The organism is Bacillus manliponensis, from assembly GCF_000712595.1.
GTDB classification, from domain to species: domain Bacteria; phylum Bacillota; class Bacilli; order Bacillales; family Bacillaceae_G; genus Bacillus_A; species Bacillus_A manliponensis.
The window spans coordinates 175769-198091 of sequence record NZ_JOTN01000006.1 but is presented as its reverse complement, the minus strand read 5'-3'; the positions used below and the strand labels follow the sequence as shown (position 1 = coordinate 198091).

The 22323-nt window shown below is 34.8% G+C and carries 23 protein-coding genes and 1 pseudogene; 7 read left to right on the top strand and 17 right to left on the bottom strand.

The genetic code is table 11. From position 1 onward, the window contains the following. Window positions 1–38: 38 nt before the first annotated feature. Entirely contained in the window at window positions 39–1070 is a 1032-nt protein-coding gene (locus BAMA_RS09765; RefSeq protein ID WP_034638606.1) for a S66 family peptidase, read from the bottom strand. A gap of 128 nt (window positions 1071–1198) precedes the next feature. On the opposite strand from BAMA_RS09765, the gene BAMA_RS09760 reads away from it, so the two are divergent. Further along, complete coding sequence (locus BAMA_RS09760; RefSeq protein WP_034638605.1) at window positions 1199–1936, top strand: alpha/beta fold hydrolase; 738 nt, start codon at window positions 1199–1201, stop codon at window positions 1934–1936. Between the two features lie 77 nt (window positions 1937–2013). On the opposite strand, the gene BAMA_RS09755 is transcribed toward BAMA_RS09760, so the two are convergent. Then, a complete protein-coding gene (locus BAMA_RS09755) occupies window positions 2014–3240 on the bottom strand; it encodes a chloride channel protein (RefSeq protein WP_034638603.1) in 1227 nt (408 codons plus the stop codon). A 113-nt stretch (window positions 3241–3353) separates the two neighbouring features. Between BAMA_RS09755 and BAMA_RS09750 the strand changes: the two genes are divergently transcribed. After that, window positions 3354–4208 (top strand): hypothetical protein, encoded by an 855-nt coding sequence (locus BAMA_RS09750; protein ID WP_034638602.1) that lies wholly within the window; start codon window positions 3354–3356, stop codon window positions 4206–4208. A 168-nt stretch (window positions 4209–4376) separates the two neighbouring features. Here the strand turns inward: BAMA_RS09750 and BAMA_RS09745 are convergent, their stop codons facing one another. From BAMA_RS09745 to BAMA_RS09705, 9 genes are all read right to left on the bottom strand, one after another. Then, on the bottom strand, window positions 4377–5132 hold the full coding sequence (locus BAMA_RS09745; protein ID WP_034638600.1) for a VOC family protein: 756 nt from the start codon (window positions 5130–5132) through the stop codon (window positions 4377–4379). A gap of 377 nt (window positions 5133–5509) precedes the next feature. Next, a complete protein-coding gene (locus tag BAMA_RS09740; protein WP_162176061.1) occupies window positions 5510–6118 on the bottom strand; it encodes a nucleotidyltransferase domain-containing protein in 609 nt (202 codons plus the stop codon). Window positions 6119–6133: 15 nt separating this feature from the next. After that, a complete protein-coding gene (locus BAMA_RS09735) occupies window positions 6134–6532 on the bottom strand; it encodes a ribosomal maturation YjgA family protein (RefSeq protein WP_034638599.1) in 399 nt (132 codons plus the stop codon). 60 nt (window positions 6533–6592) lie between these two features. Beyond that, complete coding sequence (locus BAMA_RS09730; RefSeq protein ID WP_034638597.1) at window positions 6593–8674, bottom strand: HelD family protein; 2082 nt, start codon at window positions 8672–8674, stop codon at window positions 6593–6595. A 288-nt stretch (window positions 8675–8962) separates the two neighbouring features. Next, entirely contained in the window at window positions 8963–9445 is a 483-nt protein-coding gene (locus BAMA_RS09725; protein ID WP_034638596.1) for a DinB family protein, read from the bottom strand. Window positions 9446–9460: 15 nt separating this feature from the next. Further along, window positions 9461–9856, bottom strand: a complete 396-nt coding sequence (locus BAMA_RS09720) for a gamma-glutamylcyclotransferase family protein (protein WP_034638595.1) — start codon at window positions 9854–9856, stop codon at window positions 9461–9463. 23 nt (window positions 9857–9879) lie between these two features. Next, the gene (gene recQ, locus BAMA_RS09715; RefSeq protein WP_034638594.1) at window positions 9880–11997 is read right to left on the bottom strand and encodes a DNA helicase RecQ; all 2118 of its coding nucleotides are present in this window, start codon (window positions 11995–11997) and stop codon (window positions 9880–9882) included. Between the two features lie 182 nt (window positions 11998–12179). After that, window positions 12180–12689 carry a GNAT family N-acetyltransferase gene (locus tag BAMA_RS09710; protein WP_034638593.1) on the bottom strand — a complete coding sequence of 170 codons (510 nt, stop codon included), beginning with the start codon at window positions 12687–12689 and terminating at the stop codon, window positions 12180–12182. A gap of 66 nt (window positions 12690–12755) precedes the next feature. Further along, the gene (locus tag BAMA_RS09705; protein WP_034638592.1) at window positions 12756–14048 is read right to left on the bottom strand and encodes an APC family permease; all 1293 of its coding nucleotides are present in this window, start codon (window positions 14046–14048) and stop codon (window positions 12756–12758) included. 151 nt (window positions 14049–14199) lie between these two features. On the opposite strand from BAMA_RS09705, the gene BAMA_RS09700 reads away from it, so the two are divergent. After that, window positions 14200–14652 carry an Lrp/AsnC family transcriptional regulator gene (locus tag BAMA_RS09700; protein ID WP_034638591.1) on the top strand — a complete coding sequence of 151 codons (453 nt, stop codon included), beginning with the start codon at window positions 14200–14202 and terminating at the stop codon, window positions 14650–14652. Between the two features lie 29 nt (window positions 14653–14681). Beyond that, window positions 14682–15335 carry a DUF1349 domain-containing protein gene (locus BAMA_RS09695; RefSeq protein ID WP_200874672.1) on the top strand — a complete coding sequence of 218 codons (654 nt, stop codon included), beginning with the start codon at window positions 14682–14684 and terminating at the stop codon, window positions 15333–15335. Window positions 15336–15377: 42 nt separating this feature from the next. Here BAMA_RS09695 and BAMA_RS09690 read toward each other — a convergent pair whose 3' ends face one another. After that, window positions 15378–16004, bottom strand: a complete 627-nt coding sequence (locus tag BAMA_RS09690) for a YczE/YyaS/YitT family protein (protein ID WP_034638588.1) — start codon at window positions 16002–16004, stop codon at window positions 15378–15380. A 122-nt stretch (window positions 16005–16126) separates the two neighbouring features. On the opposite strand from BAMA_RS09690, the gene BAMA_RS09685 reads away from it, so the two are divergent. Next, complete coding sequence (locus tag BAMA_RS09685; protein WP_034638587.1) at window positions 16127–17104, top strand: LacI family DNA-binding transcriptional regulator; 978 nt, start codon at window positions 16127–16129, stop codon at window positions 17102–17104. Between the two features lie 117 nt (window positions 17105–17221). Further along, window positions 17222–17467 carry a hypothetical protein gene (locus BAMA_RS09680; protein ID WP_034638586.1) on the top strand — a complete coding sequence of 82 codons (246 nt, stop codon included), beginning with the start codon at window positions 17222–17224 and terminating at the stop codon, window positions 17465–17467. Window positions 17468–17535: 68 nt separating this feature from the next. Here the strand turns inward: BAMA_RS09680 and deoC are convergent, their stop codons facing one another. The 5 genes and pseudogenes from deoC to BAMA_RS09655 all read right to left on the bottom strand — a co-directional run. Further along, window positions 17536–18201: a deoxyribose-phosphate aldolase gene (deoC, locus tag BAMA_RS09675; protein ID WP_034638584.1), complete on the bottom strand. Its 666-nt coding sequence runs from the start codon at window positions 18199–18201 to the stop codon at window positions 17536–17538. A gap of 307 nt (window positions 18202–18508) precedes the next feature. Then, window positions 18509–18961: a DUF6884 domain-containing protein gene (locus BAMA_RS09670; protein ID WP_034638644.1), complete on the bottom strand. Its 453-nt coding sequence runs from the start codon at window positions 18959–18961 to the stop codon at window positions 18509–18511. A 19-nt stretch (window positions 18962–18980) separates the two neighbouring features. Then, window positions 18981–19505: a P-loop nucleotide/nucleoside kinase family protein gene (locus tag BAMA_RS09665; protein WP_034638642.1), complete on the bottom strand. Its 525-nt coding sequence runs from the start codon at window positions 19503–19505 to the stop codon at window positions 18981–18983. Window positions 19506–19601: 96 nt separating this feature from the next. Beyond that, the gene (gene ppaC / locus BAMA_RS09660; RefSeq protein WP_034638583.1) at window positions 19602–20534 is read right to left on the bottom strand and encodes a manganese-dependent inorganic pyrophosphatase; all 933 of its coding nucleotides are present in this window, start codon (window positions 20532–20534) and stop codon (window positions 19602–19604) included. A 264-nt stretch (window positions 20535–20798) separates the two neighbouring features. Continuing rightward, window positions 20799–21467 (bottom strand): annotated as a pseudogene (locus BAMA_RS09655) (lytic polysaccharide monooxygenase); the annotation flags it as partial. Window positions 21468–21655: 188 nt separating this feature from the next. Here BAMA_RS09655 and BAMA_RS09650 point away from each other — a divergent pair. After that, a complete protein-coding gene (locus BAMA_RS09650) occupies window positions 21656–22111 on the top strand; it encodes a GNAT family N-acetyltransferase (RefSeq protein ID WP_034638581.1) in 456 nt (151 codons plus the stop codon). Window positions 22112–22323: the final 212 nt, after the last annotated feature.

Below are 22323 nucleotides of genomic sequence, written 5' to 3'. Positions count from 1 at the left end.
ATAAAAACTCAATTGGTTGGGTTAACTAAAGTTGTTCTTTATTGAACCCCACTTTCTAAAATTGAGAATGTCTTCTTTTCACAATCTATTTCAGCCATAGCGCCGTAAGGTAAAATAAATTTTGGTTCCGTATGACCAAAGTTTAAATTGTAAAGAATCGGTAAATCTTCTAAATGATATTCTTTCATCACTTGTGAAATGATTTGTTTATATTCTTCATAATATTTCTCATCTTGCGGCTTCCCGAAAATAATGCCTTTTGTTACTTGTAAAATACCTTGTGCTGCATAGTTTCGTAGCCAATATTTAATATAATTCGGTTCTGGCTTTTCTTCAGACGTTTCAAAGAAGAGAATGCTATTTTCCCAATATTTTTTATCTGGCCAAAGCTTGGTTCCTTTTGCAAATTCGAGAACTTCAATACATCCGCCAATTAAACGACCTTGTGCGATATGTGTACCTTGCAGCAGCTCATAACCATGGTTTCTCTGCATTGTACGTCGTTTATGTTTATTGGATTCAATCCATTCTAAACGCTCACTCGTCCACTCTTTTGCTGGTTCAATTTCTCCAATTATCTCATTTGAAAAAAGCGTTCGATTTATCATATCAATTGTATATGAATCCATCTCAACATTTTCAGCAAAATCCATTAAAATCGATGGGCCATAAAACGAAGAAAGCCCTGCTTTATGACAAAACAAATGTGAAATTGTTACATCAGAGTAGCCCATAAAGATTTTTGGATTTTCACGTATAGTATTAAAATCAATATAAGGAAGTAAGCGAATACTATCTTCTCCACCAATATTTGCAATAACTCCTTTAATGCTTTTATCAGCAAATGCCGTCATTAAATCTTGTGCACGAGCTTGTGGATTTTCATAAGCATACTCAGACCCTTTTAAACTATTTGGCATAGGTACAACGACAAGTCCAAAAACGTCTTCTAACCTTTTTATTCCTTGTTCATATCTCCACCTAAGTTCAGGATTACCTGCTCCGCCCCACGAAGTACTTACTGTTGCAATACGGTCTCCCCGTTTTAATTTTTTTGGTTTTATTAACATAACGCTTTCTCCCTCCTCTTTTATACTAAAAATACAGAATATAGTTCATCTTTTTTTACAAATAATTCTATTAATCTCAATAATATACTGTTAAACTAGAAGCGTCAAAAAAATTAGGAGGCCTTACAATGACAACAAAAGTAAGTGAAAAGTTAAATATAGGTAGAACGAAGCTTTACTACGAATATATTGATAAAGATAATGATAATCCCACTATTATTTTTGATTCTGGATACGGCTGGTCTTTAGAAAACTGGGCACCAATCCAAAATGAAGTTACAAAATTAGCAAAGGTATTTACATATGATCGAGCAGGAATTGGGATGAGTGAAAGTGACAACAAACCTAAACATAGTAAACAAGCCGTTGAAAACCTGCATACATTACTGCAAAAAGCAAATGTAACACCACCTTACATACTAGTTGGTCATTCGTTTGGCGGATTAAACGTAAGACTATTTGCAAGTACATATCCAAAAGAAGTTGCAGGCGTCATTTTGTTAGATCCTTGTCACGAGGATCAGAACAAAATTATGGCACCTCTATTTTCAGAAGAAGTCCGAAAAGCATATTTCAGTCAATTTGGTGCGGAAGGTTCATTAAATGAAGTTGAAGAAAGTTTAGAGCAAGCAAGCACTGTCAAATCAATCGGCGACATTCCATTGCTCGTTATGACAGGAACATCGCAACCACATCATACGCCTGAATCAATGGCAGCATGGATTCATTTCCATAAAGAGCTGACTACATTATCTACAAATAGTAAACATATCATTATTGAAGATGCTGGGCATGCCATTCATATGGATCGTCCAGAAGTTGTCGTTGAAGCGATTCGTGAGATGTTAAAAATGGCGAAGAAATAATACTTGTTTCTACTTTAAACGAATGATAAAAAAACCTTGAGTTATAGAAGTACTCAAGGTTTTTTATCAACATTTCCTTACAACTCCTTATCATGAGCCAAAACGGGAAATGCATTGCCAATTGCAGCGGCCCCTAACATTGGTAGCAACAAATTGACAGGGAAAAACATAAGTAACAATAACACAACAGCAATTGGCTTTCGCATGATATAGCTTAAAATAGCCGTTACGACAAAGGCTACAGACGCAATAGGATCAATTGGTATAACGATAGCTATCGCATAACCAATACTTGCACCAGAAAAGATGAGCGGAAAAATATGTCCACCACGCCAACCTGTACTTAAGCAAACAGCTGTACTAAATAATTTTAAAATACCTGTTAAGAATAGTACCCAAAACGATAATGCACTCCAATCGTGCACAAGTTCTTTTAATTGATGTTCACCTGAAAAAAGTGTATATGGCAAGAAAGTTCCGATAATCCCTAATAAAAGCCCTCCTATAATTGCTAAGGCTAATTTATGTTCTTGAAAAGGATGAATTATTTTTTCTAATATGTATTCCGTTTGTAAATAACAATACCCTACACTAACACCTACACAAGCAAGTGGTAAAAAGGCAAGCCATTCACGCAGGGTTAAAGTAGATTTTCCGAAATCGACGATAAATGACCCTCTGTTATCAAATTGGCTTAAAAATAAAAATGCAGAAAAACCGGATAATATAGTGATAAGATATACAATTGTTTTATCACCTTTAGATATTTCAGTAAGTTGTTCTCTCTCGTTTTCGCTTGGGGCTAAGTAACCAAATAACGGTGCGTTAAAAATAATACTTAATATAGCCCCCATTCCAACTTCTGTTAGATCTTTCATTTCTTTTATAGCAAACGAAAATCGATCCCCTACCCATGTGCAAAGCCCGCCTATAATACCAACAAGCGCCGCTTCTGGTCCTAAACTTGCTCCAAACATTAGCACAACCAAAGCTGTTATAATCGCTTGATGCATAAAACGATAATCCACTCTACCAGTCGCTTTATATTCTCCTAGTACTTCTGGCATTAAACGCGGATATGTACCAAAGTACTTTTGAGTTAATCCAACAAGAACACCGCCAATACTTGTTACAATAATTGTGTAATAAGCTGGTGCCCCCAGTTTATTAGGAATATAATCCCAAAGAAAATGGATACCAATATTTACAACCGTTAAAAATAACCATGCTGTTGCACCAACGATAGCACCTAAAAACAGCCCATATATAATAAATGCGAATCGATTTTCCTTCATAATAACCATACTGTTTCCTCCTTTATAGTCTATTATAAGGAATTTAAGGGTTCTGATACAAATATATCAATTATAAATGCTATAATGCTTATAGTCATCTCATACTAGAAAGGAATTAGAACATGTTTCAAGCAAGGTTATCATATGTACTGTCGCTTTTCGTTATGTTACCGCCACTTTTAATTGGGGTCATTGCTATGAATGTAAATAATGTTCCAAAAATGATTTGGATGCAAAACATAATCATTTTTCTAATCGGAGTTATCATTTCCTATTTTGTAATATGGAAGAGAAAATTTTTAGGCATGGGTCAAGTAACATATGTTCCTATTGCATGTACTATATTTCTGCTCGCACTTACCTTTATAGATCCTAGAATTGATGATGTACATCGCTGGATTTCATTCGGCCCGATAAAGTTATATATAGCTAGTATTGTATTACCACTTCTTATCTTACTGTTAGGAAGGTGTTTATCACAAAATAACTGGGGAAAAACCTTTCTCATCACATGTATTGTTACGGTTATTCTGTTTTTACAGCCAGATGCTTCCCAACTTACAGCGTTTGTCATTCCGATGGCACTGTTACTATGGAGAAAAGCTGATGCTAAAGTTTCTCGCGCATTATCAGTTTGTATGCTATTTGTTTTTATAGCTTTATCATGGATTTACCTCGATCATTTAGCACCTGTTTTATATGTGGAGGACATCATGGATTTAGTAAGAAAACTAGGGATAGGATGGTCTATTATAGGGATTATGTCTTTACTTTTACTACCCGCCCCATTTATCTTTTCTCCGCCAAGCCAAGAAAAATTAGTATCGTTTTGCATCGGTCTATATTTTCTAATTTTGCTAATCTCAGCATATATTGGACACTTCCCCGTACCGTTAATGGGATACGGTGTTTCACCAATTATCGGATACTTTATTGCAATTACTTGGCTCGCTCAAAAGAAAGCATATTGTACATAAGAAGCGATTTCTATTAAGCATAAGTAGTTCCAACAGTGTGGAGAAAACTTTAATTCACAGTGAAAAGCGCATACCAATTCATACCCAAAAAACGCTCAGATAATTATTGTTCTGAGCGTTGATTTTATCCCGCATTACTTTAAAAGTAATTTTTCAAAAGTTTGCTTTTTAATTGAGATAGAGCGATACATTTTCTATCTCAATCCGTCTATTTTTGTGTTCTTTCCTTTCTACTCTCAAATGCAAATCTACTGTTAGCAAGTCATCTTGAGTGGATAGAAAATGTAATTTTGTATCTCCCATATTCACTGTTCTTTTACCTTGCTCTTCGATTAATTGGGGAAATATCTTTTGAATAAATATCCATTCTTCGTTCGAAAATTTTTTCTTCACGATAGCTTCATAAATAGAGGAAACACCCACATCTTGTGCATTTGGTTTCATAAATTTTTTTGTAAGTTCATATTTTTTCTCACTATCCATTTGTAAAAAAAATATTTGTAAATCGCTGTTAGGAATAGGTTTTATATATACTGTTCTAAATGGTAAGCTTTTTTTAAATAACCCAAAAAACATAGAAAATGTAATTCTTTCTGGGCCTTCTATTTCCAAACCTTTTTTCATTAATCCTTCTTTGATTTCATCCAACGAATCAGTAAACAAACATATACCAAAAATACCTCGCTTTCCTTGGTTATATTTATCTACCCATTCACTTTTCCACCCTCCACCATCTAAATTTTTTAAATATAGCATTTCTAAATATTGCTCTCCTGCCCAAAAATTTGCTACTTTAAATCCCTTAGTCCCTTTCCCTTTTTGCGGGTTAAATGGAAGGTTTAGTTTATCAAACTCTTTTTTTAATTTATTTATTTTTTCAACATCATTATCAATATGGATTACAAAATGGTCTAGACGTAACATTGTATCCTCCCTTTCTATTTCAAGTACATTTCTTTAAAATATACGTATTTTTTGACATATAATTACAAATTCTTTTTTTGAATGAAAGATCTAATTAACACAGCAACTAGCAATTAATTAGACAATCTAAATATCAAGATGATAATAACCATTGTCACGCTATTTTTTGTTGTGCTATTTGCTACGATGTTTTATATGTTAAAAGCGAATAGTCGTTGACAGAATAGGGATTAGAAAAGACCAAATCAATATGCGATTTGGTCTGCTAATTAGTATGTTATTTACGATATTTCTACCCAAAGACAGAACTGCTTACGTTAAACGGGAATCGCTTTTCCGTTGTTATAATACAACATTGTGATATCTGTTTTTAACGATTATTGTTGTAAAGTGACTTTTATCAGTTGCTTCATCGCTTTCATACGACCTTTTGACTTTAATACAAGTTCAAAAAGCTCATAAACTTCTCGGTCATTTTCACGTAGCCACTGCAACGAATGCTTTGGTCCTAAATACCATCTTCCATTTAAGATGAAATAATTTTCTAACGTTTTGACTAAAAGCTCATGATATGTAAATCTCCCATTCATATCATCGTTTTTCGTTCTTAAATACATTTTGTAAATACGTCTTTTCAAAAACTTTTTTTCTTGCTCGGTCAATGGTTTTGGTCCTCTTTTAAACAATCCATTTATATCTATCAAAAACTTCTCACATATTTTTCGATTATCATAAAGGATTTTTCCCCTTCTTATTCGTAAGAACTCATCGATATCTCTCATTTTCTTTGTTTCATAAATCCATGCATCTAGTCGCTTTCTACCGAAAATCTTTGTATCGTTACTACTGCTAATTAGCTGATCAGTAAAGCATACCACATCAATATCACTTTCATGAGTAACGTCTTCACGTGCATGGGGTCCAAATAAAATAATAGAATGGCAGTTATAGTTTCGAATAAAATAATTTATAATCTTTGTTTTCAAGGAAAAATCCATCTTTTATTCACTCCGTTTATAAGTTTTATATAGAAGTTCGAATAAAATCCCTAGTCCTATTCCTATTATATAAGCAACCAAATCGCTCCATAAAAAACCATGGCCAAGTATAAGGCTTCCTAGCATAGTTCCTCGAATATCATTGATCCATTCCGCCTGATACAGTTGACTGATTTCAATTCCATAACAAAAAATGATACTTAAACATGCTATACTACTTATCTTAAAGTTTTTAAAAACAAAGCCAAATCCAAAGAAAATCATAAGAGCCCATAATATATCTCCTATGTATACATTCAAGGAATCGGGCAATATGTAACTCATTTTTCTTGATCCTAGTCCAAAAATTACTGTTATTACAATCAACACTGCGTATACGAGTCTACTTCTATAAGTAATCATAATTTATCCTCACAACATATTTTGAGGGTTCTCGTACGTTTGAAAACCCTCTATATTCCCTCATTCCTCTGAAATAGTTTGAATTAATGGAGAACACGTTCCAGAGTAAAAGACCCACAAATCATGTAATGAACGTGTACAAGCAACATACAATAATTGTGCATCATGTGCTGTACCTTTGTAATGTATATCGTCTACATCAGCAAGTAACACAGCATCGAACTCTAATCCTTTTGCTAAATAGACCGGTACAACTGAAATTCCACCTTCATATTTACTTTGATTTGCTTCAATCATATGAACTGAAATCCCTTTTTCTTGTAGGCGCTCATACATTTCGCGACATGCTTCTTCTGTTCTCGTAACGACAGCAATTGTTTTCACATTTCTCTTTTGCATATCTTTTAGTGTTTGAACGATTGAGGTAAATTGATCTTCTGCTGAAAGTACTTTTACTTTTTCACCACTGCGGAAAACAGGATTTGCTAAACCAACCGGAATATTAGCAGTGCGAATAATTTCATTTGCAAACTCGATAATTTCCTTTGTCGATCGGTAGCTCCTTGTGAGCTCATAATAGCCTGCATGTTGAAATAATTGAGTAAAGTCATTCCAACTGTCAATTCCTTGATAATCATAAATAGCTTGTGATAAGTCTCCTAAAATGGTGAAAGAATTACTTAGTGTTACTTCTTTTAAAATAAAAATTTGAAATGGAGAAAAATCTTGCGCCTCATCGATAACAACGTGATGAAACTTTTGTCCTGGTGCAATTCCTTCTAGTTGATGATGAATGTAAATAAGTGGTGCTAAATCTTCAAGTTGAACTTCTTTTTTGCGGCAATTTTTAATTGTTTCTTGGACAAGCATACTTGGCAATACACTTGTAATACTCTCTTTTTTCATAAGTGACATATAAAAAGATAACGCGCTCGTTTTAGGCCAATATTTCATATATGTACTCAACTTTTTTGTTGCTTCTTTTTTTAATACTTTCTTTTCATTTGCTTCTTCAATCTTCTTAAGTTCCATTTCAATCCAGCGTTTCATGCGCCCTATAACACGCTCTCTACGCTTTGCGATTGGGTAATGCTTATACTCCGTTTGAATCCAATGCTGAATGTCTTTCTTTTTTATCACTGCATGATCCCACGCCTCAAAATCTTTTGTAGGTAGTAATGTTTCTTCAAACTGATCAAGCTGTTCTTTAATAAACTGCTGAAACGATATTGTTCCTTTTTGTTTTCTAATCATAATAGAGTCTTCGTCTCGTTCTACTGAAAAAGCTTGTTGTAGTTGCTTTGTAGTGTCTTTTAACGACACTGCATCCTCTAATGTACGAAGTGCCCAATCTTGAAACGTTGTTTGTTTAATATCACCTACACCAAGTTCTGGTAACACACTAGAAATATAATCAAGGAATAAACTATTTGGCGCAAAGATAATCATTTTTTCTGCTTTTAACTGTTCACGATATTGATAAATTAAAAACGCAAGGCGATGCAAGGCAACCGTTGTTTTTCCACTACCGGCAACCCCCTGAATAATAAGCGGCATGTTTTTCTCAGCACGAATAATATCATTTTGTTCCGATTGAATCGTTGAAACGATATCTTTTAACTTATTATCTTTATTTTCACCTAAACGATATAAAAGAAAATCATCTGTAATTGAAGTATCCTCGTTCCCTTTTACATATGTATCAACAACACGTTCTAATGTACGTTTTCGAATTGCAATATTTCTTTTTAAATGAATGTCTCCTTCAATTAATCCATCAGGTGAATGATAATATGCGAGATCATCACCACCAGTAAACGAATAAAACATGCTCGCAACAGGCGCGCGCCAATCAATTACAATTGGTTGCATTGTTTCTTCATCTGACAGGCCGACTTTTCCAATATAAATTGGGGTGATGTTTGTTTGAGCATCCTCCTGAAAGTCTAAACGCCCAAAATAAGGTTCTTGTACTGCAATGCGAAGATTTTTCCGGTTGATTTCTCTTTGATTCTCAAGCGCTTGCTCCGTTATATCTTCGCCATAATAAATAGGAGTGTTCTTTAGCCTTTCTAGCTGTACATCCATCTGTCGTAACGTTTGCTGCATTTTTTGTAATTCAGTTTCATATATCACCTTCATTGGAAAGCCCCCTTTTCGAATATGTTAAATTTTCAGTCAGAAAATCATTGTATTAAAAAGAGAACTAGTAAGTCAAGGGGAAATTTCAATTTACAGTTGTATATGGAACTGTATTTCTGAGCTTTCATAATATCTAACATAAAAGGGCAATTTTTTCTAAAAGATACTTCGCCTTAAGATTTTTCTTTTCCATTATAACACATATATTACCTTTATTTTCCTAAAATCATTATTTTACATAATAAAAAGTGCACTCTACTTAATAAAGAGTGCACTTTTTGAAAATGATTATTTACCAATGAATCCACCATTTGTGATTTTACTTACAATCTGTTCAAAATGATGTCTATCATGTTTAGCTAAACCTAAAAAATATTCATATAGTGTGAGCCTTTTTGTACCAACCAAAATGTCTTGCAACCATAAGTCACGATCTATCTCATATAAAGCATCTAAAAGTTGTCGTCTCGTTTCAACAAACTCTGTAATGGTAGCAATTTGTTCACTTTGCCTAGTTTTAGCAGCAGCTTCATCGTTCACAATTTTAGCATCTGGGCTGCTTGGCATTGATTCGTTCGTGAAGAAATAAGGAATACGCTTCCTTAATACAAACTGATCCCAACATATAAGGTGTCCAATAATTTCTGATGTACTCCATTTCTCTTTTTGAAGGGGCTGTCTCCACTGTTCTTCTGTTAGCGTTCTTAATGCATACACCCAGTTTATCGCCTCTAGATGATGAGTAACAATCTCTTCTTTCTCCTTTAACAAATTTCCTCATCCCTTCTACGATTGTTCACATAGTGATTTCCGGTACAACACCCAATCACCACTAACAATTGGGATCTTTAAAATGTCTTGCTGCTGTGCAGTATATACATACGCTTGTAACGTTTTGTCCCCTATGTATATTGTTTGAATACTACGATCATATAAATCTTCTTTTGGATTTCCAGTGTATTCTTCTAGTTCATCTAACGCTTGTAACATTACATCATCTACTTCATATACTTCCCCAAACACCTTTTGGTCGCTAGGTAAGATCATCGCTGGATAGCCTTCGTTCGTATCAAACAATAAGCCATATATCCAAGCGTCCTTTTCTATATATGTCGCCCCCTTTAAAAAGTGTGCATTTGTTTCCTCTTCTCGAAGTGTTCCGTATACAAATACATAATGCATCTTTCTCCATCTCCCTATATCATTTACTTTCTCATTTGTAAATAAGCACGAATCATAAAGTAGCTTACTTCTTCAGGAAGTAATTCTTTCATAGATTTCAAGCCACCCGTTGCCTGCTTTACTGCATCTTCAATCATTGCTGTATATTGTGCTGGAACAAAATGCTCCCACTGTACTTCCATTCCTTCTTCATGACAACGAATTAAATGATTTTCTACTGTTTGACGTGATAAACCGCGATCTTTTGCGATTTCAATTAAGTCTGTTCCTTCTTTATACATTTCATAAGTTTCAAGATGGGACCCTTTTGACGCCTTTGCTGGACGTTTTTGTTCTGTTACAGTTTGAACTTGAATCGTTTCTTTATAATTTGGATTGTTTTCTATAAATGCGTGAACAGCTTGTAAAAAGAATGAACCATATTTTTTCAGTTTATGTTCACCAATCCCTTTTACTTGCAGTAAGTCTTCTTCGTTTAGCGGCATTTTCACGCACATATCTTGCAGTGTTTGATCTGAGAAAATAACGAACGGAGGAACGCCTTCCCCTTGTGCAATTTCTTTTCGAACGTGACGAAGCTCTTCGAATAATGGATGATCTTGAACAATTTTTTTCGTCTCTACTTGTTCTTTTCGTAGTACTGTTTCATTACCTAGTAGTACGTTTTTTCCTCTCGTCGTTACTTTTAATGTAGGGTAGGTCCCATGCTCTACTGCAATTAATTCTTCCGAAATTAAAAACTCAATAAATTCACTAACATCCTTTACGCTACGATTGGATAATAATCCATATGTCGGTAACGTATGAAAGTTAAACTCAATTACTTTTTTATTCTTTGATCCTGTTAATACTTGCGCGATCATTTGTTTTCCAAAGCGTTGATTCGTTCGAATCATACATGATAACACCATTTGTGCTTCTTTTGTTACATCTACACTTTGCCTTTCATCCGTACAATTACCGCAGCGATGACAATCATCCTTTGGCTGTTCTCCAAAGTATTCTAAAATAAAGGATTGTAAACATTGTTCTGTATGACAATAATCGGTCATATACTGTAATTTTTCTAATTCATTAGAAAATCTAGACTCTCCAGTTGATTGGTCAATTAAAAAGCGCTGCACTTGTACATCTTGCGGTGAATATAGCAAAATACATGTACTATCTAAGCCATCACGACCAGCACGACCAGCTTCCTGATAATAACTCTCCATATTTTTCGGTAACTGATAATGAATTACATAACGAATATTGGATTTGTCTATCCCCATTCCAAAGGCAGATGTTGCAACCATAACACTCACTTCATCTCGTAAAAAACGCTCCTGCTGTTCATTTCGATCAGTATCACTCATCCCTGCGTGATATTTTGCAACAGTGGTCCCCTCTTTATTTAGCTTTTCATAAAGCTGGTCAACAACCTTCCTCGTTGCCGCGTAAATAATACCAGATTCTTTATCATTTTGACGGATATACTGTGATAAGTAAGCGTCACGGTCTTGTCCTTTTACAACAGAAAAAGATAAATTTTCCCTCTCAAACGTTGTCATAATTGTACTTGCTTCATCGATTTCAAGAGAACGACAAATATCTTCACGTACTTGCGGCGTTGCAGTTGCTGTTAAGGCAAGTACAATCGGTTTTGTATGGAAATAATCAAGTACACGATGAATATGTAAATAACTTGGACGAAAATCATGGCCCCACTGCGAAATACAATGCGCTTCATCAATTGCTATGAGCGGAATATTCATATCAAGTAGCTGATCAATAAAGTCAACTGAATCTAAACGCTCCGGTGCCACATATAACAATTTATAATGACCTTGCTTTGCAAGTTGTAGTCTATGATTCGCTTCTGTCATTGATATAGAACTATTAATGTATGTAGCTGAAATCCCATTTTGAAGAAGTGTATCTACTTGGTCCTTCATAAGTGAAATAAGCGGTGAAATAACTAATGTTGTTCCTTCAAATACGAGCGCTGGTATTTGATAACATAATGATTTACCACCACCAGTTGGCATAATACAAACTGTATCTTTCCCGTCTAATACATGTTGTATCGTTTCATCTTGCCCTTTTCGAAAGGACGTATATCCAAAATGAGAGGATAACATCTCAAGCGCTTTCGTATACAAAAAATCCACCTGCTTTTTCTTATTTTTCTTATGCTGTCATTATAACATGAGGAATTGGATATGCATGGGATATGTTTTTTCATTTCTACTTTATAAAATCATCGTATTCTTTCTGTTAAAAAGTAACGATAAGTAAAAAAGAAACAGATTTCTATTGTTTCATAAGAAATCTGTTTCTTTTACTACCACTCTTCTCTTAGTACAGCATAATAATATTCATCCCACCACTCCGTACCATGAGGAATGCACTTTTTAAAGTAACCTTCTCTCCTCATTCCAATCTTCTCCATTACTCGGTACGATGGAGTATTTTCGGGCTGACATGTGGCGATGATTCTATGTAACCCTATTTCTTCAAATCCGTATGTCACTATCGCTTTTGCGGCTTCTGAAGCATATCCTTGATTAAAATATTTCGGGTTGAATACCCATCCAATTTCATAAGTATGATCGCCAAAATATTTATGGAATACAATGTGACCAATTACAGTATTTTCACTCTGTAAGATGACCGGAAATTTCTCTGCCTTTTCACCTATGTTATGAATTACAAACTTCTTTGTGTCCTCTTCAGAAAATAACCCTTCTGGTATATATTTCATAACATGTTCATTCGATGTATATTCGTGTACAGCTCGCCAATCATTAGGTTCAAAGTCTCGTATAAATAACCTTTTTGTTTTTATATACATTGCTCATTCTCCTATTTTAAATATTAATCTATAAGTTTTTACTTCGATATCAAAATAGAAATACCTTCAAAATGAATTGTTGAAAATGGAGCGTCTCTTCCAAACTATATATCCTAAGCACACAAAAGCAACAACTACTGGAACCATAATGAACGTACCGATAAATGGATAAGCGGCAAGACAAAGTATACAAGCAATTAGTGCGAGCACCTTTCCGAAAGTGTTTGTAATTAACTTTACCCCAGCAGCTGTTCCAACAATATAGGTAGCAATCGCTAATGAGTTTGGAATGAATACAAGTTGCTCTAAGCTAATATGAAATACGAAACTGATAAATAATCCTACTAATGCAATCACCCCTACTACGAAAACAGCGCGACTAGGAGTTTCATATTTTTTATTTATGTTATTTAACCATGATGGCGCTAAGTTTTCACGAGCTAACGAATATCCTAGACGACTCATACTAGCAATGAAAGCATTGTTTGTCCCTAAACAAATAATAAATGCGAGAATAGCTGTTACAATGGAGCCGTTCACGCCAACTACTTTTTCTACAACTTGAGCAATTGCCGCATGATTCATTGCTTGATCCATTGTTTGTGTGCCTACTGAATACGATGCCGTACCAATTACTGCGAAAGCAATTCCTATATACAATACGCCAATAATAATAATTGCCCACCATGTAGCCTTCATAATATTTCGTTTCCTTGGCTGTTTAAACTCTGGTGCCAAACTTGAAATCGCCTCCCACCCGAAAAATGACCAAAAGATTAGCATCGTAGATTGACCAATTGGTATAACGCTTTCTTTTGAGATATCCAGTTTTATATTTTCATAAGCAATAGTTGGCAAAGCTAGTATAGATGTACCAAGAAGAATCAACAAAGTAAGAGTTGCCAAGCCTAATTGTACTTTTCCACTTGTTTGTAGCCCCATGTAGTTTCCAATAACCGCAATGATAAGTAGAACTGCTGCAATCGTATATGCAGCAACGTGTGGTAAGTTGAATGCAAAAGCAATGTACGTTCCACCTGTTAACGCGACAATAATTTGTCCTACACTTCCTGCAATAAAAAAGAACCATCCAGAAATTGCTCCTGCATAATACCCAAACGCTTTCTTTGCAAAAGTTAAAATCCCCCCTGAACTAGGAAATTCAATAGAAAGAAAAGCAAACGTACAAGCTAATGGAATACTAAGAGCTACCATTATCATCCATGAAACTAATGCATTTGAGCCCGCAATACTAGCCGTCATACCAGGGAGTATTAAAATTCCTGATCCTAATACAGCTCCAACATATAATGCAACCCCTTGTGAAACAGAAATCGTTTGTTTTAATGGTTGTGACATCGTTATCCCCCTCTAAATTTCATATAATTGCATTATAGAAGTTTATTTCCAGTTTTTATATAAATTAATGGAGGAATTATCCAATATAAACTTTCTGATTTGCATAAAAAATAATATAATTATTTACAATTAGGAAATGGAGGCGGAAAATTTGGATGAAATCGATCAAAACATATTAAAATTGCTTCAAAAAGATGGGCGAATGACCATTATTCAATTATCAAAAGAATTAAACTTAAGCCGGCCAAGCGTAAACGAACGATTACGTCGATTACAAGAAAGTGGTGTAATCCAAGGGTTTACAGTAAAGATTTCACATGAAGAGATTGGTAAAGGAACCCTTGTTATCATTCAAGTTGGGAACCTTAAAGTAGAATGCCATCGCTTTGAAGAAATCATACAAAAGGAAATGGACATTTTAGAATGTCACCGCATAACAGGAGCAAACAGTTATTTTATAAAAGCTGCAGTTTCTTCAATGAATGAATTGAAAGCTCTCGTTGATCGACTTGTACCTTTTGGACAAATTAATACATCTGTAGTACTTTCATCACCTGTTTTTCATCGTCCTTTGCTTCCTAATTCATCAATAATAGATTGTTAAAATCATATAAAAAATAAAGGAGCCTTATAATGAATTTATTACTACATGATAATTTTAGAAACAATGTAATTCATTCAAATTTACAGTGGTATTGTGAACCAGATGAATGGGACTTCCATCCACAAAAGGGACTTATTTTAAAACCAAATGCGATGACTGACTACTGGCAAAAAACACACTATGGGTTTGAAGTTGATAACGGTCATTTCTTATATGCGGAAACAAATGAAGATGTAATCATAACGACGCGAGTAAAATCGTATCCTATGCATCAATATGATCAAGCTGGATTAATGGTAAGATTCTCAAAAGATTGTTGGTTAAAAACCTCAATAGAATATGAACCAAACGGAATGTGTAAACTTGGTGCGGTTATTACAAATAATGGATATTCAGATTGGTCTACACAAAACTATAAGAAAGGCTCTTCAGATATATACCTTCGCATTCGAAGAGAACAATGTGATTATATTGTTGAATTTTTAGAAGCGGATCCCAACCGAGATTTTTCTTTAGACGAGTTAAACGTACAAAACTGGAATCAGTTACGTATTGCAAGATTGATGGAAGATACAAATGAATCTATATTTCAGTGTGGCTTATACGCATGCAGCCCACAAGGAAAAGGGTTTGTTGCTGCATTTGATTTTTTACATATTGAAAAAGGTACATTACGTACATAAACGCAAAAAAGGAACAAGCATATATTTGCTTGTTCCTTCTCTCTATGCTACATGTGATAAAGTTTCTTCTTTCTTTAATCGTTTTAATGATGCATTTCCAACTTGAATTGCCGCTTGAATAATATATCCCGTTGTAAATGATAAAACGATTGTTCCAAAGTAAATCGGTCCATCTAATAAAAAGCTAGCTGTCAAAAATAAACAAGCTAAAAAGATCTCTGTTTTTCTGAATGTCCACTTCGCCATTTTTGAAACAACTAACACAAATGATTCTTGAGGTGCTGTACATATATTTGCGGAAACATAAATACCAATCCCACACCCTACACATATATTTCCTAATGCCATCGTTAATAATTTTGGCATCGCCTTAATTGCTGCCATCACAGTATCAATAGAACCAATAAAATCTACGAAAATTGAAATTAAAAACATTGTCACAATTGTGCCAAGTGATAAGTATTTTTTATTTAAACAAAACACTATAATGACAAAGATAAAATTAATTACAAACATCCAAAAGCCAATACTTTTGCCGAAGTTTTCATACAATGCGATAAATAAGGAATCGTAAGGACTTAATCCAAGGTCCGTAACAGTCGTCATCATATTAATACCTAATGCTAAAATGAATAATCCCCCAATAAAAAATATATACTCATACTTCAAACTATCCCATCTCCTTTTCTTTCATAGAGAAATCATAAAAGATGAAACGCGTTCCAGGTCAAGAGGGTCATTGTATTTCTATATATATTTTTTTATACTGGATGAAGCAAAGGAGAATGAATGTGGCAACAATACGACAAATAGCAAAACTAGCGAATGTATCTGTTTCAACAGTTTCACGTGTACTAAATAATCATCCGTATGTAAATGAACAAAAACGTGCAGAAATTCTTCGTGTAATGGAAGAACTAAACTATACGCCAAATAGCAATGCCGTTCACCTTTCAAAAGGAAAAACAAACGTAATCGGTATTTCACTACCTGTCATGAATAACCAGTATTATAGCTCCATATTAGAAGGGATTTCTAAAGAAGCTGCAAAACACGATTATCATATAATGGTATGCCAAACGAATAACAATGCTAGTAAAGAAAAAGAAGTTTTACATATGCTTAAAAACAAAAGAATGGACGGCCTTATTTTATGTTCAAAATTAAATGATTGCAGTCTTATTGAACAATTCGCAACATATGCGCCAATTGTAACATGTGAAGCAAATGTTGCCCCCTCTGTCCCAAGTGTACATATCGATTACTACAAAACATTTAAAGCGGGAATGGATTATCTCATCCAAAAAGGTCATGCAAAAATCGGATATTGTATCGGAAGGAAAAGTAGCCATAATACCCCACATCGAAAACGTGCATACATAGAAGGATTACAAAAAATTGGAACGGATTTTATACAAGAGTGGGCACTTGAAGAATGTTTAACGATTGAAGATGGCAAAAAGGTTGCGAAACAACTATTACAGATGAAAAAAAGGCCTACAGCTCTATTAGTTTCTTGTAATCATATTGCAGCAAGTATTCGAAAAGAATTACAGTCTCAAGGATTCCGAATTCCAGAAGATATCTCGATAATCGGCTGTGATGATCAACCAATCGGAGAAATGTTTGACGTTACAACGATTGCGAGTTCAAGTGAATTAATTGGAAAGACAGCGTTTACGTTGTTATATGAAAACATTATGCATGAAACGACAAATATAAAGCGCGTTGAACTCCCTCTACAAATAATAGAACGTACGTCTACATAAAAAAACACGGATTTCTTTACTAAATCCGTGTTTTTGTCTATCTATATTCTTAGGTGCACATACAGGTGAATGAAAAGCATATACTGCTACATACTTTCTATTTAGGAGTGATTGTTCATGTATTTTCTACCGCTTCGAATCGTTTCGCCTGTCGTCACATCTCCCCCAGTACACGTTGCTCCTGTTCATACCGCATCGTCTGATGTAGGGATTCAGTCACCGTTTATATGGCAATATGCACATGTTCCAGGTGTAGCACCTATGCATTATCCTCAAGCGATTTATCATCCAGTAACACATCCAATTATTTATTACACCCCTTCTATTCATATACATCATATTGGAGGAGTAGTAAACTTCTAATACAGTTATGCGATGAAACTGAAACAAAAAGGTTGTGGAATCTCCACAACCTAGGAAAAATATTAGTTTCAATAGCCTACTTCTTGCGCTTTTCCATTCAATAGTGCGATAGCAGAACTTGTACCAATACGAGTTGCACCAGCTTTTACCATAGATTCTAAATCTTGTTCACTACGTACACCACCAGATGGTTTCACTCCAATTTCTGGACCTACAGTTTTTCTCATTAACGCTACGTCCTCTACTGTCGCCCCACCAGTTGAAAAACCAGTTGATGTTTTTACATAATCTGCGCCAGCTTTTACAGCTAGTTCACAAGCGCGAACTTTTTCTTCTTCTGTTAATAGAGAAGCCTCAATGATAACCTTTACTAGCGCCTTTCCTTTCGCAGCTTCTACAACTGCGCGTACATCACGTTCTACTAACTCATCATTTTTATCTTTTAACGCACCAATATTAATTACTGTATCAACTTCTGTTGCACCCTTTTCAATCGCATCCTTCGCTTCAAATGCTTTTGTCTCTGGTGTATTTGCTCCAAGAGGGAAACCGATTACTGTACATACTTTTACGTCTGTTCCTTTTAATAGTTCAGCTGCTGTTTCAATCCAAGTTGGGTTTATACATACAGATGCAAATCCATACTTTTTCGCTTCTTCACATAATGTAATAATTGCTTCCTTTTTCGTATCTGGTTTTAATAACGTATGATCAATTAATTTAGCATAATTCATTAGGATTTTGCCCCTTTCGTATTTACATCATAATCGTTCCACTCTTCAGTCGTCTGACAACTGGAACGTTTAATAGTATAGCATAAAATGTATATTTATTATGGCTTAATACCTCTAATATGTTAAAAATATGTGAATACATAAACTGGTATCCACCGTTAATAAGTTAATTATGTTCCTATCCGTCGAATATATACCATAATTTTACCCCAAATGTGCTAAAAAAGAGAGCCTTATTAGCTCTCACATGATACTGCAACCTCTCACCTTTCCTTTTGGAACGAACACAAGGTTTTTCTTTAAAAATTCATTGTATCTCTTCCTGATTATTAATCGCATGCTTTAGGTTTTGTAACATATAACCAATTCCTTTACATCCTTCTAACGGGTATACCAATTTTTCTTTTGAATACAACTTCTCTACTACTTTTTTATGTTTTTTTCCTGCTAGTAAAACAACTTCATCAAATTCAAGTAACCCCTTCTCTTTCATTTGAGTTTGTAAGCTTTCAATTGAAATAATCTCAGAACTTTTCGAATCAAAAGCAAGATCGTAGTTTTCTTTTACGATGTCAGTAGGAAATAAAAATCCATGTTTTGCAGATAAAATCACCCAGTTTTCAAAAAACTGCGATGCATAAGCTTGGCATGCTTTGCCAAAAGGGCTTATGTAAGTGTGACGCGCTTCTGTCGGTCCTTCTTGCGGATATTTATCCCAAATTTTCTTTGCTCCACATGGGATAATACATAATCTTTTCATTTTCTTAATCGTTCCTTCTCTAATCATTTATATAAATGATTACATCATCTAAGTATGTATGTAATGGTTTTCCTGATTCTACAACAAGATATGAATCTTTCTCAGGCTTTTTACTATTATTCACCCAAGTATGAAACCCAGATTCCGAAGCAATTTCTTCAATTTGACTAATCATTCTCTCACGACTCTTTAGTCTTCTATTGATCTCTTTTCTATCATTTAAGTAACATTCAATATATTTATACTGTGCTCCATATTTTTCACATAAATCTTTCCCCTTTTGAAGCATTTCTTCATAAAAGCAAGGGCTATCTAGTATTACACTATGCCCTTGAGATAAATGAAAATCAATTAAAGACCATTCAATGCTGTATGAAATATGACCAGCTGCATCTGTTTGTACATGATGAGCTTCTAAAGATTGTAACAGTGCTGACTTCACAATATCATGATCGATAATTACTGCATTTGTATGTTTAGCTATTGCTCTAGCTAATGTCGATTTCCCAGAGCCAGGGAATCCTGCCATTTGTAGAAAAAACATATGTAACATCCTTTCTGCATAAGAAAATAAACTGAACATTTCCATTTTATCACAAAAAAGAACAAGCAGATTTCCCACTTGTTCTTCTTTTTTATCTTATACAGTTTGGAACGTTTCTGTTAATACAGGAACGATTTGTTTCTTACGAGACACTACACCTTTTAATAGTGCTGTGTTATTCTCTAATGTTACGTTGTATGCTTTCTCAACAACGTTTGCTGCTTTACCGATTGCAAGTCCAACAGAATCATTTGTTAAGATGTCTGTTACAACGAAGAAGAATAGGTCTAAGCCTTTTTCTTCTACTACTGCAGAAATTACTTTTTCTAATTCTGCTTGATGTGCAAGCACGTCGTTTGTATCAACAGCGTTTACTTGTGCAATTTCAACTTTCGCAGAACCCATTTGGAATTCTTTTGCGTCAAGAGAAATTAATTGCTCCATTGTTTTACCGCTTAAATCTGCACCAGCTTTTAGCATTTCTAAACCGTAGCTTTCTGCGTCAACGCCAGCGATTTCAGCTAACTCACGAGCAGCAGCAACATCTTGCTCTGTGCAAGTTGGCGATTTGAATAATAAAGAATCTGAAATGATTGCAGATAGCATTAAACCTGCAACTTCTTTACGAATTGCAACACCGTTTTCTTTGTACATTTTGTTTAAGATTGTAGCTGTACATCCAACTGGCTCACAGCGATAGTATAAAGGATCGCTTGTTTCAAAGTTTGCAATACGGTGATGATCGATTACTTCTAATACACGAACAGACTCAATGTCGTTTGCACTTTGTTGACGCTCGTTATGGTCAACTAAAATAACGTTATCAACTTCATTTGCAACTGTCTCAACGAAACGTGGTCCTTCTACTTTAAAATAGTCTAAAACAAATTGTGTTTCACCGCTGATTTCACCTAAACGTACAGGCTCAGCGTTCATTCCTAATTCTTTTTTTAACTCTGCGTAAGCAATCGCAGAACAAATTGCATCTGTATCTGGGTTTTTATGCCCGAAAACTAGTACTTTTTCCATGATTTCCACCTCTTCAACAAAAGAATATCTTATAGGAGCAAATATGACAATATTTTAAAGGGATTTTTTTATAAATAACTGCATTTTTTTCGCAATCTACCATAGATTTTCCTCTTCACAAGAAAATACCATTCAAATAATCTTGAATGGTATTTAACATAAAATTCAGTTTTTATATTCCGGAATTTATTTATTTTCTTCTATTCCACATAATATTTCTGTACTTTCAATTGATGACTCAGACTTAGCAACCGTTTCATATGGAAAGACTGACGGAACAGCCTGTGTATGAAGTGAAGATATCACATTTGGCAAACCATTGTTTACAAGATTTACGTCAATAACTTGATAAAAAGCATTTGGTGTATCAGCAATTTCCCAAACAGCTAAAATAAGGTGATAGCCACTGCGATCTGTTGGTACATTTGCTTCGTGTACAACTGTGTTTCCTGGTCTAACTCCACCATCATTTTTTTGATAAAAAGGAATTGTTTCTAACTGTGAGCGTGTTAATGGTTTGTTTGGATCCCAATCTTTCTTTGTAATATAATACTTCCACTCTCTCGTACTGTGCGGTGCTGTTAATTTCCATTGGAATGTGTTCTTTCCTCCGTTTAACGTTACCTTTTCCCAACGATCAATAGATTGTGCATCTAACTCTGGAAATATACCACCGCCCGCAATTTGTCCATCAGATGGACCAAGCTGCGGAAATGATCCACGTGCTTCTATACTTTGTGGTTCATATTGAACAAGGCCACAGTTCACATTCACACCTTGCTTACATAAATACGCACGACTTGCTGGTGATTCAACATATCCATGTGCCGAAGCCTTTCCCGCAAAACTAAATGTAGACAGTCCAATCATACATGCCCCGCATAGTAAAGAAATACGAATCGAATCTTTTAACCTGTTTCCTTTCCTTTTCATCCCTTTTCCCCCTCAAACGATAGAGTGATGACATATGACCCTACACAGTCATCTTATCTACATTATAACGGAATCTAGTTGTCTATTCGTCTATTTCGGAACTTTCTCAAGTTCAATTTATATGTTTTTCTTACTATCTTATCTATTGTACAATATTGGTAAATCTAAAAATCAAACAGGAGGAAAAGATGGTTATTCGATTACTGCAAGAGTTAGAGGATGTACCGATGCAACTATTATTATTAGCAGACCCTTCAGAGAAACTTATAAAGGAATATATAACGAGAGGTCAATGTTATGTGATGGAGACAGGTGGACGAATTATAGGTACATATGTCCTTATTCCTACTCGCCCAGAAACAGTAGAACTCGTAAATATAGCTATTGAAGAAGAACAACACGGAAAAGGATACGGTAAACAACTTGTACAACATGCAATTGAAATAGCCAAACAGGAAGGATACAAAACAATTGAAATTGGAACTGGTAATTCAGGGGTGACTCAATTAGCACTATATCAAAAATGTGGTTTTAGAATGACTCATATTGATAAAGATTTCTTTATACGACATTACGACGAACCAATTTTTGAAAATGGTATACAGTGCCTAGACATGGTGCGCATGTCACAAGATTTAAAGTAAAAAGGGTGTTACATGCAACACCCTTTTACCTTTTTCTTACAATAAAGTGAAACTTCAATCAGTCGGGGTTTCCTCTATCCCCCCACTGATTGTTAGTTGAACGAATCGGGCTTTTATGGGCTGTTTATCTCCTACCTAAACTTCTTCACTTCCCTAAGCTTTGGGGTGGGAGTCTTATAGCCCGTTAATGCGGGATAAATCAATGGAGATTT